The following is a 15,266-nucleotide window of genomic DNA, read 5'->3' on the forward strand; positions in this document are numbered from 1 at the left end:
GAATTATTTATTTTTGTAAGAAAAAAGAGACCATGACTATTAACGTATATACAGAAGAAACCCCGAATCCTGCCACTATGAAGTTTATGGTTAATAAGCTTCTGATCAATGGCAGTGAAGATTTCGCCACAAAAGAAAGTGCTGAGCACTCTCCTTTTGCCAAAGAATTATTCAAGTTTAATTTTGTTAGCGGAGTCTTCTTTGCAAGTAACTTTGTGACTGTCACTAAGACTGAAGATGCGGAATGGGCAGATATCAAACCTATTTTAAAAGAATTTGTAAAAGGTGCTGTAGAATCAGAATATAAAATTAAAGAAGCTGTTGCTGAAGATGCACCGGATTTTGAAGGGTCTGAACTGGAAATCAAGATTCAGCAAATCCTGCATGACTACGTTCGTCCGGCTGTAGAACAGGATGGTGGTGCTATCAGTTATAAATCTTTTGATGAAGGCGTGGTTACCGTTGAACTTCGCGGTTCATGCAGCGGATGCCCTTCTTCTACCATCACTTTAAAATCTGGTATCCAGAATTTATTACAGCGTATGGTTCCGGAAGTAAAAGAAGTAGTTTCTAACGCTTTATAAAAACAGAATAACACAAAAAAAACGCTTCGTGATCAGTCACGAAGCGTTTTTTTTATATCCATATTTTTAGTAGCTGGCCAATTTCTCTTTATTCCTGATGGAATAAGAGATCAGGAGCATTCCACCGATAAACAATAAAAAGGAGATCAGTTCTGCCTGGGTAAAAGAGATCCCGGCTACATGATACTTTGAATTTACACGGATCAGCTCTATACAGAAGCGCTCAACGCCATTCATCATCAGGTAAACACCAAACATCATTCCCGGAATTTTAATGCGGTCACGGATCTTCCAGAGGATAAGGAAAAGAATAAAGCAAATAATGACCTCATAGATTGGTGTAGGATATACCCGCAAAGGCAAGACGTTACAAAAACGGCCTCCGCATCCCGGAATGGGTACGCCTTCCATAGCTACATTATTGGGATAAGTATAAGCCCATAACCAGTCGGGCAGCCAGCTGAAAGGTTTAGGATGAAGGTTTACAATCCCCCAGTCGCCATCACCTGATAAGTGACAGCCAATCCGGCCTACACTATAAGCCAGCATCATACCCGGACCACCTACATCCAGCATATGCAAAGGTTTAATTCCATTTTTTTTAGCGATGTACAATACCGCTGCACCGCCACAAATCAATCCTCCGTAAAAAGTGAGGCCGCTAAAAGAAAGCAGGCCACCGATTGGGTCTTTGATAAAACTATCCCAATGTTCCAGGTTATCAAATATTTTTGCCCCCAGAAATCCCCAAACCGCAGCCCAGACAATCATATTGCCCATTAGCTCGTAAGGATGTTCTGTTACTTCAACAGTTTTTGGCTGATCGAGTTTAAACCTGCTTTTTTCTTTATAATCCCAATAAGCAAAAAGTGCGGCGAATAATACGCCGCCAATAATATTTCCTTTGGTAGAAAGCAGCACAGTCTGTGCATCATTAACAAACAAGCGGTAATTTAACAGGGCATAAACCAATTTATAACCTATCAGAAAACCAAAAATACCATTGTATACCAATTCAATTGGAGTAGCCTGAACGCCGATAGTAGCGATTCGTTTGATGGGATGAATAATCCCCAGTGCTTCTTTACGTTTTAATTCCTTTGTAAAAGCCCAGTAGCCGGCAATAAAGGCCATAGCCACCAATACACCAAAAGTATTAAAAGGCAAAGGCACCTGTATACCAAAGGCATATTCTATAAAATGAGAAACAGTAGGAAACATAAACGTAATTTTTTACGCGAATATAGGATTAATGCGCTAAAACTTCCTCAGTTTCCATAACTTCTACCTCACCATCAGGAGTTAGCTCTATGAGTTTAACTGTTTTAATTTCATTCACCATTACGGGGTCGTACTTCGCTTTTACCTTTACATAATTCCTGGTAAAACCATGCATAAAACCATTCTTCTGATCATCTTCAAATAAAACCTCCGCCACAGAACCTATTTGCGACAGATAAAAGGCACGACGTTTTTTATCAGATAAGATATGCAGCATTTTACTCCTGTCGGCCCTGGTGCTTCCGCTAACCACCCCTGTCATGGTTGCTGCCTCAGTTTGCTCACGCTCAGAATAAGTAAATACATGCAAATAAGAAATATCCAGTTCATTTAAGAACTGATAAGTATCCAGAAAATCTTCATGGGTTTCGCCGGGAAAACCAACGATGACATCAACACCAATACAGCAATTGGGAATCAACGCTTTAATTGTTGCTACACGTTCGGTATACAGATCCCTGCGGTAACGTCTTTTCATCAGGCCCAGGATCTTATCAGAGCCAGACTGCAATGGAATATGAAAATGGGGTACAAATCTTTTTGAAGCCGCTACAAAGCTGATAATTTCATTACTCAGCAGGTTCGGTTCGATAGAAGAAATACGGAACCGTTCAATTCCTTCTACTTCATCCAGCGCTTTTACCAGGTCGAAGAACTTATCTTCACGCTGTCCGTCGCGGATACCAAAATCACCAAGGTTAACTCCTGTAAGAACAATTTCCTTCACACCGCTTTCAGCGATCTGTCTGGCACGGTTAACTACATTTTCTACCGTATCACTCCTGCTTCCTCCCCTGGCCAATGGAATAGTACAATAAGTACAAGGATAATCACATCCATCCTGTACCTTAAGGAAAGTACGTGTACGGTCGCCTATAGAATAAGCGGCAATAAAATTATGGTTAACCTTTTCTATATCCTGTTGATGGATTACTGCTTTAGGCAACTTGGTCAGGTCAGATATATATTCTACAATACGAAATTTCTCTGCTGCACCCAATACCATGTCCACGCCTTCAATTTCGGCAATTTCAACTGGTTTAAGTTGTGCGTAACAGCCAACAATAGTGATGTATGCATTAGGCGCATATTTCAAGGCCTCCTTCACAACCTTACGGCATTTTTTATCCGCATGTTCTGTAACAGAACAGGTATTGATGACATATACATCTGCTGCATCAGTAAATTCTACCACGGCATATCCTGCATCAGTAAAAAGACGGCCGATGGTTGAAGTTTCTGAAAAATTTAACTTGCAACCTAATGTATAAAATGCTACTTTCTTCATTGGTGTTTATAGAGTTGGCAAAGATAACCTTTTAGCCGGGCTTATAAAAAAGAAAGCATTTGCCGATTGTCAAATTCTGCTAATTCTCGTTCCAGCGGTAACTGTCCTGCTCCAGTCCTGCCAGATCAACCACCCTGCTCACTACCGTCTGTGCTACTTCCTCAATGGTTTGAGGAATACTGTAATAAGACGGGTTTGCAGGACAAATGATGCCACCAGCCTCAGTAACTGTTTTCATATTATTGATATGGATCAGACTAAAGGGTGTATCTCTCACTACAGCTATCAGTTTTCGTCTTTCTTTCAGGATTACATCAGCAGCCCTGGAAATCAGATCATTGGAAATACCATGTGCTATCCTGCCCAATGTACCCATAGAACAGGGGATTATGATCATTGTATCAAATTTTGCCGATCCGGATGCAAATGGGGCATTAAAATCCATTTTCTGGTAAAAATCAAATGGATAGTCTTCATAGGTACTGTTTCCCAGCTCAAAACGCCATACTTCCTTTGCATTATCAGACATCACAACCCCTACCTTTTCAATCTGCGGGGACAGCTTCATCAGATTATCCAGTAAAAGTTTAGCATAAATGGAACCGCTGGCACCTGTAATTGCAACAATGATTTTTTTCTTCTTCATAGACATATAAAGGTATATAACAAGAGGTAACAAAAAAGGGCCGAAAATAAATTTTCGGCCCTACATCTACCTATGAAAAACATACCCCCGAAAGGGTAAGCCCAAATGTAATATTCTTTTCTAATAAAAAAGAAGGTTTGAACATTCTTTTCAACATTATATTAAACATTTAACATTTAAATGGTAATTATTGTAGAACCGGGTTAACATCGGGAAATTCTTTTTCTACCCGAATTTATGATTAGCCGTCCATCTGCATCCCTGTAAAACATAATTCTTAAAATTTATCCCATTTTAATAAGCTGTTTATGAATTGTTTAAAAAATAATTGCGATTCTTTATCTAAAACATTTGAATAAAATGATAAAAAGTGTACTTTTGTCAAACTGAAAAACATGGTGGTTTTAGCTCAGTTGGTTAGAGCATCGGTTTGTGGTACCGAGGGTCGTGGGTTCGAGCCCCATATTCCACCCATGTATAAAGAAAGCAGCCTCAACGGGCTGCTTTTCTTTTTTACAGTCTTTTTGCAGACATCATTTTGTCTGTTTTTGTTAAATTGCCTTTTATGATTGAGATTTATACTGACGGCGCAGCAAGCGGCAATCCTGGTCCGGGGGGCTACGGAGTGATTTTACGCTCCGGAGCACATTATAAAGAGTTAAGCGGAGGTTTCCGCATGACTACCAATAACCGGATGGAATTATTGGCCGTAATTGTTGGGCTTGCCAGTATCAAGAAACCCGGTACACAGGTAACCATTTATTCAGACTCAAAATATGTAGTCGATTCAGTAGAAAAAAAATGGGTGTTTGGATGGGTAAAAACCGGTTTTAAAGACAAAAAGAATAAAGACCTCTGGATGAGATTCCTGACCGTTTATAAACTTCATGACGTGAAATTCATCTGGATTAAAGGCCACAACAGCCACCCGGAGAACGAGCGCTGCGATGAACTGGCCGTAGCCGCCTCTAAACAAAAAAGCACACTGGAAATAGATACACCGTTTGAAATAGAAAGAAATAAAAGTACTTTACTTTAATTATAAACTGGTGCAGTATATTTTGCCATCATTTCCTCGGCCATTCTCACCATTTTCTCCGACCCGATGAATATAGATGTCCGCTGATGTAATTCCACAGGTTCTATATCCAGAATCCGTTTAAAACCATCAGAGGCAGTCCCTCCTGCCTGCTCGATAATAAATGCCATAGGATTACATTCATATAACAACCTTAGCTTACCATTAGGCGAGCTTGCCGTAGTAGGATATATATAAATACCACCCTTAATTAAATTCCGGTGAATATCTGCTACCATAGAACCTATATATCTCGACGTATAAGGCCTGTTACTCGCTGCATCATGCACCTGTGCATATTTGATGTATTTTTTCACACCTTCTGGAAAATGAACATAATTCCCTTCATTGATAGAATAGATACTTCCATCTGACGGCATTTTCATATCCGGATGCGACAAGCAAAATTCCCCTATAGATGGATCAAGTGTAAATCCATTGACTCCTTTACCCGTGGTGTAAACGAGCATGGTAGAAGAACCATAAATTACATAACCTGCAGCCACCTGCTCAGTTCCCTTCTGCAGCACATCGTCCAGCGTGGCCATTCCCTCAACAGACTTTCTGCGATAGATAGAAAAAATGGTTCCAACGGCTACGTTTACATCAATATTGGAAGAACCGTCCAGCGGATCAATACAAACAATATACTTGGCATTTTTAGACACGGGTGAATCAATAGGCACAAAATCATCCTCTTCTTCTGTAGCCACGATACAGCATTCCCCCCCACTGGTCAGTGCCGATATAAATTGGGTATTTGCAAAAATATCCAGTTTCTTTTGTCCCTCTCCCTGAATATTTACCGTACCTGCATCACCGAGTATATCTACCAGCCCTGCTTTATTCACTTCGCGGTTAACAATTTTTGCTGCGATACCAATATCTCTTAATAGCCTGGAGAGCTCTCCTTTAGCATAAGAGAAATCTGCTTGTTTCTCAATAATAAACTGACCCAATGTTTTTATTCCAGACATACCTTAGTGTATTTAATACGTTATCTATTACCCATTTCTATGGCTTCTAAGGTATGGATTTTATCTTCTGAAATACAAAAACGAATTAAAGTTTTCACTTTATGCCAACCGCTCTTACCCGCTGCACCCGGATTTATATGCAAACAACTGATTTTTGGATCAAACATTACTTTAAGAATATGTGAATGACCTGTAATAAAAAGCTGAGGAGGGTTAGTGTATATTTCACTCTTTATATTCGGTGCATATTTACCTGGGTATCCCCCGATGTGGGTCATCCAAACATCTACCTGTTCGCAGCTAAATCGAAGGTGTTCCGGAAATTCGGCCCTGATCACCTGATCATCAATATTTCCATAAACACCTTTTAGCGGTTTAAATGCAGCTAACTTTTCTGCCACGTCTGGCCCAAAATCTCCTGCATGCCAAACTTCATCACAGGCCTCAAAATGTTTAAACACGGCATCATCCAGATAACCATGTGTATCGGAAATCAATCCTATTTTCTTCATCTTACTCTATTGATTTAAAATGCCAGAAAGAAATTACTGAGCACTTGCTTGTACTGATCTGTATATATTCCTTCCGATGCGTAAATATAAATATGTTCCTCAACAAGCTCCTTATTCTTAAAATCCAGGCAAACAATCTGACGGAATGAAGTTTTGGCAGCATCAGAGTAAATATGAATGATTTTTGAAGGGAAAAGTTTATATAGCACAGCATTCACTACTACTTTTTCAGCCTGTTTAACCGGAAGTATCAGCCATAATGAACCCTGATCAGTAAGAAGCGCAGCTGACCTGCGCAATAACATTTCAAAAAAATCCTCATCTGCATGCCTTGCAATTTCCTTTCTCTTTTCCAGGCTTTTCAGGTCGTTCACAAAATATGGTGGATTAGAAACGATCAGGTCATATTTAATAATTGTTTCAAACCGTTCAAATCCAACAGTAAATACCTCCGTCCGTTCTGCAAAAGGAGAATGTGTAAAATTCTTTCGGGCAGCTATTGCAGCAGATTCGTCTATTTCAACTGCATCCACCCGGGCAGCAGGAAACCGCTGCGCAAGCATTAGTGCAATTACTCCCGTGCCAGTTCCAATATCTAAAATAGTATGCGGCAGCTGATGAGCAGCAATGGCGCCCAAAAGGACGCCATCAGTATTTATTTTCATCGCACAGCCATTCTGGTCTATTTCAAATTGCTTAAATTTAAATACACTTCCCACATTAATATTGAGAGAGTTCAAGCGGTAGACCGTCAGGATCTGAGAAAAAGGTAAACGGTTTACCTGTAAATTCATCAATTCTGATCGGTTCAGTGACTACTCCCTTTATAAATAACGCTTCTGCCACCGCAGCAACATCAGCCACCTCAAAAGATAAATGACGTAACCCAAGAGCCTCCGGTCTTGACGGTCTTTCCGGTGGGTTCGGAAAAGAAAACAGTTCAATCTGGTAAACCCCGCCAACAGAAAGATCCAGCTTATACGACTTCCTCTCTTCACGGTAAACTTCCCGCACAATTTCGAACCCAAGGATATCAGTATAAAAATGTTTGCTTACCTCATAATCAGAACAGATGATAGCTACGTGATGAATTTTATTTAACATAATTTCTGGTTTGTTATTTAAAGAATAACCAAAGGTAAAAAAATACACGCAACCCTGGATTCCATGAGACAAAGGAATGGCAGTGAGCACCAGGAAATTATTATTGGGTAAAGATTGGCTTTATTTTAAAAGGGTTCTGGCATATCTTTAGGAGGTGGTTGGAAGGTCGTTGGTTTATCCCGGGGATAAACCAACGACCTTCCAACCACCTCCTAACATCTATTTATGCGCTGTCCAATATTGAGTCAGGTACGAACCGTGTCTCGTCCGTCTGTCACTATATTAGTAGAAGACTCTATTCCCTGGATTAGTTATAAAAATACTAACATTCGTTAGCTCAAATGGTGTTTCTAAAGACGAAGTTCTAATTCAGCGTAAAAGATAAAGGCATGGTATAACGCACCCTTACAGGATTATTATGCTGCATCCCGGGTTTCCATCTAGGCGATTTCTTAATCACACGCAGCGACTCTTCATCACATCCTCCACCAATTCCCTTAAGGATAGTTACATCTGTTATTGAACCATCACGCTCAATCACAAAACTCACAAAGACCTTTCCCTGGATCCCTTCCTCTGTGGCCTGTTCAGGATACCGGAGGTTTCGCTGAATAAATTTCGCCCATGCAGCCATCCCTCCTTCAAATTCAGGATATTTCTCAACCGACCCTGTCTCATATACATTATTATCCGGAGCAGGAGATACACCTATACCCGTACCAGGTCCGGCAGCAGCTTCCGGCACAGCCGAAGCCTGGGTAGCTTTACCTGTTTGCGTTACCTGCCCTACCACAGCATCTTTTAATTGTTCCAGAGAGGGTGGTGTTTCATCTACATCCGGCTGTTCTACCACTTTTATATTTGCCGTCATTTTCACTGTCTTCAATTTTTCTGCTGAAGGATCTGCCTTTGGAAGCTCTACCTTTTTTTCAGGAAGTTTAGTGTTTACCGGCGGCAGTACCAGATCCACAACCGCTGTTACAGGTACAGCCTGTTCTATTTCAACAGGAAATAACCTTTTATAGATCAATGGGCCTACGAAAAGAAAAATAAATAAAGGGGCCGCTATAAATAACGCCCTGACTGTGATAGATGACGATTGAGCACGCAGCTCATAAGCTCCATACGCTTTGTTCCGGTTTTTAAAAACAAGATTCGTCCAATTTGATTGGTAAAGGGTGGTTGAAATATTCAGCATAGTGATTGAGATTAGATTCAACATTAAGATGTTTTAATCTCACCTATTCCATAAACAAAAAAAGGAGTATATTTCAATCTGCACAGCTGCAAAATCAATTTAAATCGCTATTATTCAATATTTTCTATAATGGTATATAAAAAGATAAAATAAAGAGGGGATTGTAGAATCATAATTATTTATGCATATTTCATTTTTTACAAAAGTTTGTTGAATATTTAATCAGAAAAAATCTATTTTTGGTCAAATTTTAAAGAAACTAATGAAAAGCTTAAGAACAATAGCGTTAAAAGAAGCACAAAGCAGAGTTTCACCAGAAGTTAAGTCACCATCGACTAAGATTTCTGAGTTTTTCGGCTCCAATGTGTTCGATAAAAAGAAAATGAAAGACTTCTTGTCAAAAGAGGTTTATGAAAAACTAATATCTGCTATCGAGCAAGGGGAATTAATCAATCAGGACGATGCCAACCAAATCGCAACAGCGATGAAACACTGGGCTATGTCTAAAGGTGCTACACATTACACGCACTGGTTCCAGCCATTGACAGGTTCTACAGCAGAAAAACATGATTCATTTTTTGAGCCAAGTGAAGACGGTGCAATTGAGAAATTTGCAGGAAGCGCTTTGGTACAACAAGAACCAGATGCATCAAGTTTCCCTAATGGTGGAATCAGAAATACTTTTGAAGCCAGGGGTTATACTGCCTGGGATCCTTCATCTCCTGCATTTATTATGGAAAGTAAAGCTGCAAAAACATTATGTATCCCTACAGTATTTGTAGCATACACAGGTGAAGCCTTAGATTACAAAGCTCCATTATTAAAAGCTTTAGCAGCTTTGGATAAAGCAGCTATAGACGTTTGTCATTATTTCGATAAAGGCATTGATAAAGTAACTGCATCATTAGGTATCGAACAGGAATACTTCCTGGTAGATTTAGCGATGTATAATGCACGTCCGGATTTATCTTTAACAGGCCGCACCTTATTTGGTGACATCTCTGCTAAAGGACAACAACTGGAAGATCATTATTTTGGATCTATTCCTGAGCGTGTTTTCACCTTCATGGTTGATTTTGAAAATGAATCATTCAAATTAGGTATCCCATTAAAAACCCGTCACAATGAGGTTGCACCACTTCAATTTGAATGTGCTCCTATATATGAAGAAATCAATCTTGCAATTGACCACAATCAATTGTTAATGGATGTGATGGAAAAAGTTGCCCGCAGACATAATTTCAAAGTGTTATTACATGAGAAACCATATGCAGGCATCAACGGATCAGGTAAACACAACAACTGGTCGTTAATTACCAATACAGGTAAAAACTTGTTATCACCGGGTAAAACCCCTAAAAATAACCTGATGTTCCTTGCTTTCTTTGTAAATACAATTAAAGCGGTTCACGAAAATGCAGATCTGTTAAGGGCTAGTATCGCTTCAGTAAGCAACGATCACCGTTTAGGTGCCAACGAAGCTCCGCCAGCGATCATCTCGATCTTCTTAGGTCAGCAATTGAACGAAGTGTTAGATGAAATCGAGCACTCACGTATCAGCAAAAAAATCAAAGAAGATAACGCTTTGTGGTTAGGTATCCCTAAAATTCCGCAAATCCTGTTAGACAATACCGACCGTAACCGTACTTCACCTTTCGCCTTTACTGGTAATAAATTTGAATTGCGTGCAGTAGGTTCTTCTGCTAACTCTTCAGCACCAATGACTGTATTAAACGCAATCATGGCTGATCAGTTGATCAAATTTAAAACTGATGTAGATAAACTGATTAAAAAAGGCGAGAAAAAAGATATCGCTTTGTTAACGATCATCAAAAAATACATCAAAGAATCTAAAGATATCCGTTTCGAAGGAAATGGTTATAGCCAGGAATGGGAAGATGAAGCTGCAAGACGCGGTTTAGCAAACATCAAAACTACTCCTGTAGCTTTAGACGCTTATATTTCTGATAAATCAGTTGAATTATTCGAAAGAAATAATGTATTCAGCAAACGCGAACTGCATGCCCGTCATGAGATCCTGTTAGAAAACTATTTCCTGAAATTACAGATCGAAGCAAGGGTAATGGGCGAAGTTGCCAATACCATGATCATTCCTGCGGCTATCATGTACCAGAATTCGGTAATTGAAAATGCAAAAGGATTAAAAGATCTGGGTATTAAAGAAGGATTAGATACACCATTGGCTATCATCGCTAAAGTATCGAAACACCTTGGCGAGTTGAAAACAAGTATTGATACCATGCTTGAGGCACGTAAAGTAACCAATGTAATTTCTGATTCAAGAGATAAAGCCATCGCTTATGATGAAAAAGTTAAATCTCATTTTGAAAACATCCGTTACCATGCTGACAAATTAGAGCAGATTGTTGACGATAGCGTTTGGCCGTTGCCAAAATTCAGAGAATTGTTATTTTTAAAATAAAATTCAGTTTAATAAAGCATATAACCTCTGCCCTTAAAAGCAGAGGTTATTTTTTTTTATGGTAAATCGCCTACATTCGCGCGTTTCCCTATCTTTGCAGCAATATGAGTGATAACAGGTACAACCAGCGTGGCGTTTCTGCCTCGAAAGAAGATGTGCACCAAGCCATCAAAAACATAGACAAAGGTATTTTCCCCCAGGCTTTTTGTAAGATCATACCGGATATTCTGGGAAATGACGAAGCCTTCTGTAATATTATGCATGCTGATGGTGCAGGCACCAAATCTTCTTTAGCTTACGTTTACTGGAAAGAAACCGGCGACCTCTCCGTATGGAAAGGGATTGCACAGGATGCGATCATCATGAACCTGGACGACCTGATCTGCGTAGGTGCAACAGATCATATTTTACTTTCTTCTACTATAGGAAGAAATAAAAACCTGATTACAGGTGAAGTCATTGCCGCAATCATCAACGGAACCGAAGAAATTCTGGCAGAACTGAGGGAGATGGGTATCTCTATTTATTCTACAGGCGGAGAAACTGCCGATGTAGGTGACCTTGTAAGAACTATCATTGTTGATTCTACAGTTACCTGCCGTATCAAACGGGAAGAGATCATCAGTAACCACACCATTCAGCCGGGTGATGTAATTGTAGGGCTTTCTTCTTCCGGGCAGGCTACCTATGAAAAGGAATATAACGGTGGCATGGGATCTAACGGATTAACCTCTGCACGTCACGATGTATTTGATAAATCAGTAGCAGACAGCTATCCGGAAAGTTTTGACCCCGCTGTCCCTTACGACCTGGTATTCTCAGGAGGTAAAAAACTGACTGATAAAATCAGGATTGATGAAAATACAGAGGTAACTGCCGGAAAGCTGGTACTTTCCCCTACCCGTACCTATGCTCCGGTCATTAAAAAAGTACTGGAAAAACACAGACAACAGATCCACGGATTAGTGCATTGCAGTGGTGGTGCACAAACTAAAGTGCTGCATTTTATTAATGATGATATCCATGTGATCAAAGACAACCTGTTCCCTGTTCCGCCACTGTTTGAGCTGATACAGGAACAATCAGGAACAGCGTGGAAAGAAATGTACAAAGTGTTCAATATGGGTCACCGGATGGAGCTCTACGTACCACAGGAGATTGCTGAAGATATCATTGCTATTTCTAAAAGCTTTAATATCGATGCCCGGGTTATTGGGCGAGTAGAAGCAGCCGATAAAAAACAGGTAACCATCATCAGCGAAAAAGGAAATTTCAATTACGAATAGTCCTCTAAATTAATTTATATACTGAAAAGCGGGTCTTCTAAAAAAAGGAGATCCGCTTTTTTGCATTTCACAAAGTCATCTGTCATCTTTTTAACTAACAGGCAAACAACCTCTTAATTCCAAATGCCCCGGCGTATCAGGCTCAAAAAACTGCAATATGACATTCAGCAATCAGAAAAGCACGTCACAAAATTCTTATTAGGAGTTTTAACGAACATTTTTTTTTAATTTTGGGCTTTACTAAGTTAATTTCCCTTTAAAAAGATATGAACTACGATGTAATTATCATAGGCAGCGGTCCAGGCGGATACGTTGCTGCAATCAGAGCGTCACAATTAGGTTTAAAGACTGCAATTGTAGAACGTGAATCATTAGGTGGAATCTGCCTTAACTGGGGCTGTATACCTACCAAAGCGTTATTAAAAAGTGCTCAGGTATTTGAATATATCAATCATGCATCAGAATACGGGATAAAAACTGCACCGGCAGAAGCAGATTTTGCTGCTGTGATCAAACGCAGCCGTGGTGTAGCTGATGGAATGAGTAAAGGCGTTCAGTTTTTGATGAAAAAAAACAAAATTGACGTCATCATGGGCACTGGAAAAGTTAAACCAGGTAACAAAGTTGAAATCAAAGGAGCTGACGGTACCCAACAGGAACTAACAGCAAAAAATATTATCGTTGCTACAGGAGGCCGTTCTAAAGAACTGCCAAACATCAAACAAGACGGTAAAAAAATAATCGGTTACAGACAGGCAATGGTTTTACCAGAGATCCCTAAATCAATGGTCATTGTTGGTTCCGGAGCTATAGGTTCTGAATTTGCTTATTTCTATGCTACTATGGGAACAAAAGTTACCCTGGTAGAATTTCTTGAAAACATCGTTCCTGTTGAAGATGACGATGTTTCTAAACAATTGCTGCGCAGCTTCAAAAAAGTTGGCATTGATGTAATGACTTCTTCAAGCGTTGAATCTGTAGATACAAGCGGTAACGGTTGTAAAGTTCAGATTAAAACTGCTTCAGGCACACAGACTATCGAATGTGATATCGTTCTTTCTGCTGTAGGTGTAGTGGCTAACCTTGAAAATATAGGCTTAGAAGAAACAGGCATTAAAACTGAAAAAGGAAAAGTTGTTGTCGACGAGTTTTACAATACTTCTGTAAAAGGTTATTATGCTATCGGTGATATCGTTGGCGGACAGTCATTGGCTCACGTTGCTTCTGCGGAAGGTATTATCTGCGTAGAGAAAATTGCTGGTCACAGTCCTGAACCTTTAGATTATAACAATATTCCGGGATGTACTTATTGCACTCCTGAAATTGCTTCTGTAGGTTTTACCGAAAGGGCAGCTAAAGCAGCAGGTTATGAATTGAAAATAGGAAAATTCCCGTTCTCTGCTTCAGGTAAAGCTGCTGCTGCTGGTGCAAAAGATGGTTTTGTTAAACTGATCTTTGATGCCAAATACGGAGAATTATTAGGCGCCCACATGATTGGTTTTAACGTAACTGAATTGATTGCAGAAATCGTTGTAGCCCGTAAATTAGAAACTACAGGTCATGAGATCATTAAATCTGTTCACCCGCACCCTACCATGAGTGAGGCAATCATGGAAGCTGCCGCAGATGCTTACGGAGAAGTAATTCACTTATAGTATTTCAAATATTAGATTAAACCCGCTGATAACCCAGCGGGTTTTTTAATTTTACAGTGTTTTCAATCTCCATTTACAGCATACTAAAATTAATCAGCATGAATTTACATACGATAGATACCGGATTATTTAAACTTGATGGCGGTGCCATGTTTGGTGTAGTGCCAAAATCCATCTGGCAGAAGAGTAATCCTGCGGATGCAAATAACATGTGTACCTGGGCAATGCGCTGCTTGCTGATAGAAGATGGCGACAGGCTGATTTTGGTAGATACAGGGATTGGAAATAAACAGAATGAGAAGTTCTTTAGTCATTATTACCTTCATGGTGAAGATACACTGGAGAAATCACTGGCAGCGAAAGGTTTTAGCAAAAACGACATTACGGATGTTTTCCTTACGCATTTACATTTTGATCATTGCGGGGGAGCTATTGTCCGCGAAGGAGAACAGTTACTACCTGCATTTAGAAACGCAACTTACTGGAGTAATGAAAAACACTGGGAATGGGCCGTGCATCCTAACGCAAGGGAAAGTGCTTCTTTTCTGAAAGAGAATATCCTCCCTATACAGGAAAGCGGACAACTCAAATTTGTTGAAACTAAGCCCAGCACTGAGTTTTCACCCGGCTTTAAAATAGACTTTGCTTTCGGGCATACGGATGCTATGATGCTGCCTAAATTAACCTATAAAGATCAAACGGTTATTTATGCAGCCGACCTGCTGCCATCAACAGGGCATATCCCGCTACCCTATGTCATGTCGTATGACATGTTTCCCCTGCAGACCCTGAAAGAAAAAAAAGAATTTCTGGATGAAGCCGCTGATCAGAATTATATCCTATACCTGGAACATGATCCGGTTAACGAATGCTGTACGGTACAGCAGACAGAAAAGGGTATTAAATTGAAAGACACCTTCAGCCTGGCTGATCTTTAACTGGTGTATTCCAGCAAATCCCCTGGCTGACAATCCAGTACCTTACAAATAGCCTCAAGGGTTTCAAGACGAATAGCCTTGGCTTTTCCTGTTTTTAACACAGAAAGGTTAGATAATGTCAAATCTACTTTTTTGCTCAGTTCCGTAAGGGACATTTTACGCCTGGCCAGCATTACATCTAAATTAATAACAATTGGCATAAACAGCTAATTTGAAATTCAAAAAATGACAGGTTTATAGTGTATATCCCTTGCAGACAAGCCCGATAAAATATAA

The 15,266-nt window shown here is 39.8% G+C and carries 15 protein-coding genes and 1 tRNA gene; 7 read left to right on the forward strand and 9 right to left on the reverse strand.

The annotated features are described in order from the left end of the window. The first annotated feature begins 32 nt into the window (after positions 1 to 32). Positions 33 to 584 carry a NifU family protein gene (locus GSQ84_RS27005; protein WP_158800510.1) on the forward strand — a complete coding sequence of 184 codons (552 nt, stop codon included), beginning with the start codon at positions 33 to 35 and terminating at the stop codon, positions 582 to 584. Positions 585 to 650: 66 nt separating this feature from the next. Here GSQ84_RS27005 and GSQ84_RS27010 read toward each other — a convergent pair whose 3' ends face one another. The 3 genes from GSQ84_RS27010 to GSQ84_RS27020 form a co-directional block, all read right to left on the reverse strand. Beyond that, on the reverse strand, positions 651 to 1,805 hold the full coding sequence (locus tag GSQ84_RS27010) for a prolipoprotein diacylglyceryl transferase (RefSeq protein WP_158800511.1): 1,155 nt from the start codon (positions 1,803 to 1,805) through the stop codon (positions 651 to 653). A 28-nt stretch (positions 1,806 to 1,833) separates the two neighbouring features. Continuing rightward, complete coding sequence (gene mtaB, locus GSQ84_RS27015) at positions 1,834 to 3,153, reverse strand: tRNA (N(6)-L-threonylcarbamoyladenosine(37)-C(2))-methylthiotransferase MtaB (protein ID WP_158800512.1); 1,320 nt, start codon at positions 3,151 to 3,153, stop codon at positions 1,834 to 1,836. 79 nt (positions 3,154 to 3,232) lie between these two features. Continuing rightward, positions 3,233 to 3,799 (reverse strand): UbiX family flavin prenyltransferase, encoded by a 567-nt coding sequence (locus GSQ84_RS27020; protein ID WP_158800513.1) that lies wholly within the window; start codon positions 3,797 to 3,799, stop codon positions 3,233 to 3,235. A 397-nt stretch (positions 3,800 to 4,196) separates the two neighbouring features. Here GSQ84_RS27020 and GSQ84_RS27025 point away from each other — a divergent pair. Next, positions 4,197 to 4,272 (forward strand) — tRNA-His (locus GSQ84_RS27025). 92 nt (positions 4,273 to 4,364) lie between these two features. Beyond that, the gene (rnhA, locus tag GSQ84_RS27030; RefSeq protein WP_158800514.1) at positions 4,365 to 4,838 is read left to right on the forward strand and encodes a ribonuclease HI; all 474 of its coding nucleotides are present in this window, start codon (positions 4,365 to 4,367) and stop codon (positions 4,836 to 4,838) included. On the opposite strand, the gene fbp is transcribed toward rnhA, so the two are convergent. From fbp to GSQ84_RS27055, 5 genes are all read right to left on the reverse strand, one after another. After that, positions 4,835 to 5,854, reverse strand: a complete 1,020-nt coding sequence (gene fbp, locus GSQ84_RS27035) for a class 1 fructose-bisphosphatase (RefSeq protein WP_158800515.1) — start codon at positions 5,852 to 5,854, stop codon at positions 4,835 to 4,837. The two genes, rnhA and fbp, sit on opposite strands and share 4 nt — an antisense overlap. A gap of 20 nt (positions 5,855 to 5,874) precedes the next feature. Then, positions 5,875 to 6,366, reverse strand: a complete 492-nt coding sequence (locus tag GSQ84_RS27040) for a metallophosphoesterase (protein WP_158800516.1) — start codon at positions 6,364 to 6,366, stop codon at positions 5,875 to 5,877. Positions 6,367 to 6,380: 14 nt separating this feature from the next. Continuing rightward, a complete protein-coding gene (locus GSQ84_RS27045; RefSeq protein WP_254071003.1) occupies positions 6,381 to 7,160 on the reverse strand; it encodes a tRNA1(Val) (adenine(37)-N6)-methyltransferase in 780 nt (259 codons plus the stop codon). After that, a complete protein-coding gene (locus GSQ84_RS27050; protein WP_158800517.1) occupies positions 7,087 to 7,470 on the reverse strand; it encodes a VOC family protein in 384 nt (127 codons plus the stop codon). The genes GSQ84_RS27045 and GSQ84_RS27050 overlap by 74 nt, the downstream gene beginning before the upstream one ends. A gap of 364 nt (positions 7,471 to 7,834) precedes the next feature. Beyond that, the gene (locus GSQ84_RS27055; protein ID WP_158800518.1) at positions 7,835 to 8,668 is read right to left on the reverse strand and encodes an energy transducer TonB; all 834 of its coding nucleotides are present in this window, start codon (positions 8,666 to 8,668) and stop codon (positions 7,835 to 7,837) included. A gap of 262 nt (positions 8,669 to 8,930) precedes the next feature. Here GSQ84_RS27055 and GSQ84_RS27060 point away from each other — a divergent pair, with 262 nt between their 5' ends. From GSQ84_RS27060 to GSQ84_RS27075, 4 genes are all read left to right on the forward strand, one after another. Continuing rightward, positions 8,931 to 11,111 carry a glutamine synthetase III gene (locus tag GSQ84_RS27060; protein ID WP_158800519.1) on the forward strand — a complete coding sequence of 727 codons (2,181 nt, stop codon included), beginning with the start codon at positions 8,931 to 8,933 and terminating at the stop codon, positions 11,109 to 11,111. Between the two features lie 104 nt (positions 11,112 to 11,215). Then, on the forward strand, positions 11,216 to 12,397 hold the full coding sequence (locus tag GSQ84_RS27065; protein WP_158800520.1) for an AIR synthase-related protein: 1,182 nt from the start codon (positions 11,216 to 11,218) through the stop codon (positions 12,395 to 12,397). Between the two features lie 266 nt (positions 12,398 to 12,663). Beyond that, positions 12,664 to 14,052 (forward strand): dihydrolipoyl dehydrogenase, encoded by a 1,389-nt coding sequence (lpdA, locus tag GSQ84_RS27070; RefSeq protein WP_158800521.1) that lies wholly within the window; start codon positions 12,664 to 12,666, stop codon positions 14,050 to 14,052. A gap of 98 nt (positions 14,053 to 14,150) precedes the next feature. Further along, on the forward strand, positions 14,151 to 14,990 hold the full coding sequence (locus tag GSQ84_RS27075) for an MBL fold metallo-hydrolase (RefSeq protein ID WP_158800522.1): 840 nt from the start codon (positions 14,151 to 14,153) through the stop codon (positions 14,988 to 14,990). Here GSQ84_RS27075 and GSQ84_RS27080 read toward each other — a convergent pair. Beyond that, positions 14,987 to 15,190 carry a helix-turn-helix transcriptional regulator gene (locus GSQ84_RS27080; RefSeq protein WP_158800523.1) on the reverse strand — a complete coding sequence of 68 codons (204 nt, stop codon included), beginning with the start codon at positions 15,188 to 15,190 and terminating at the stop codon, positions 14,987 to 14,989. The genes GSQ84_RS27075 and GSQ84_RS27080 overlap by 4 nt on opposite strands. Between the last annotated feature and the right edge of the window lie 76 nt (positions 15,191 to 15,266).

The organism is Pedobacter sp. L105 (assembly GCF_009765875.1).
In the GTDB taxonomy this organism is placed as follows: domain Bacteria; phylum Bacteroidota; class Bacteroidia; order Sphingobacteriales; family Sphingobacteriaceae; genus Pedobacter.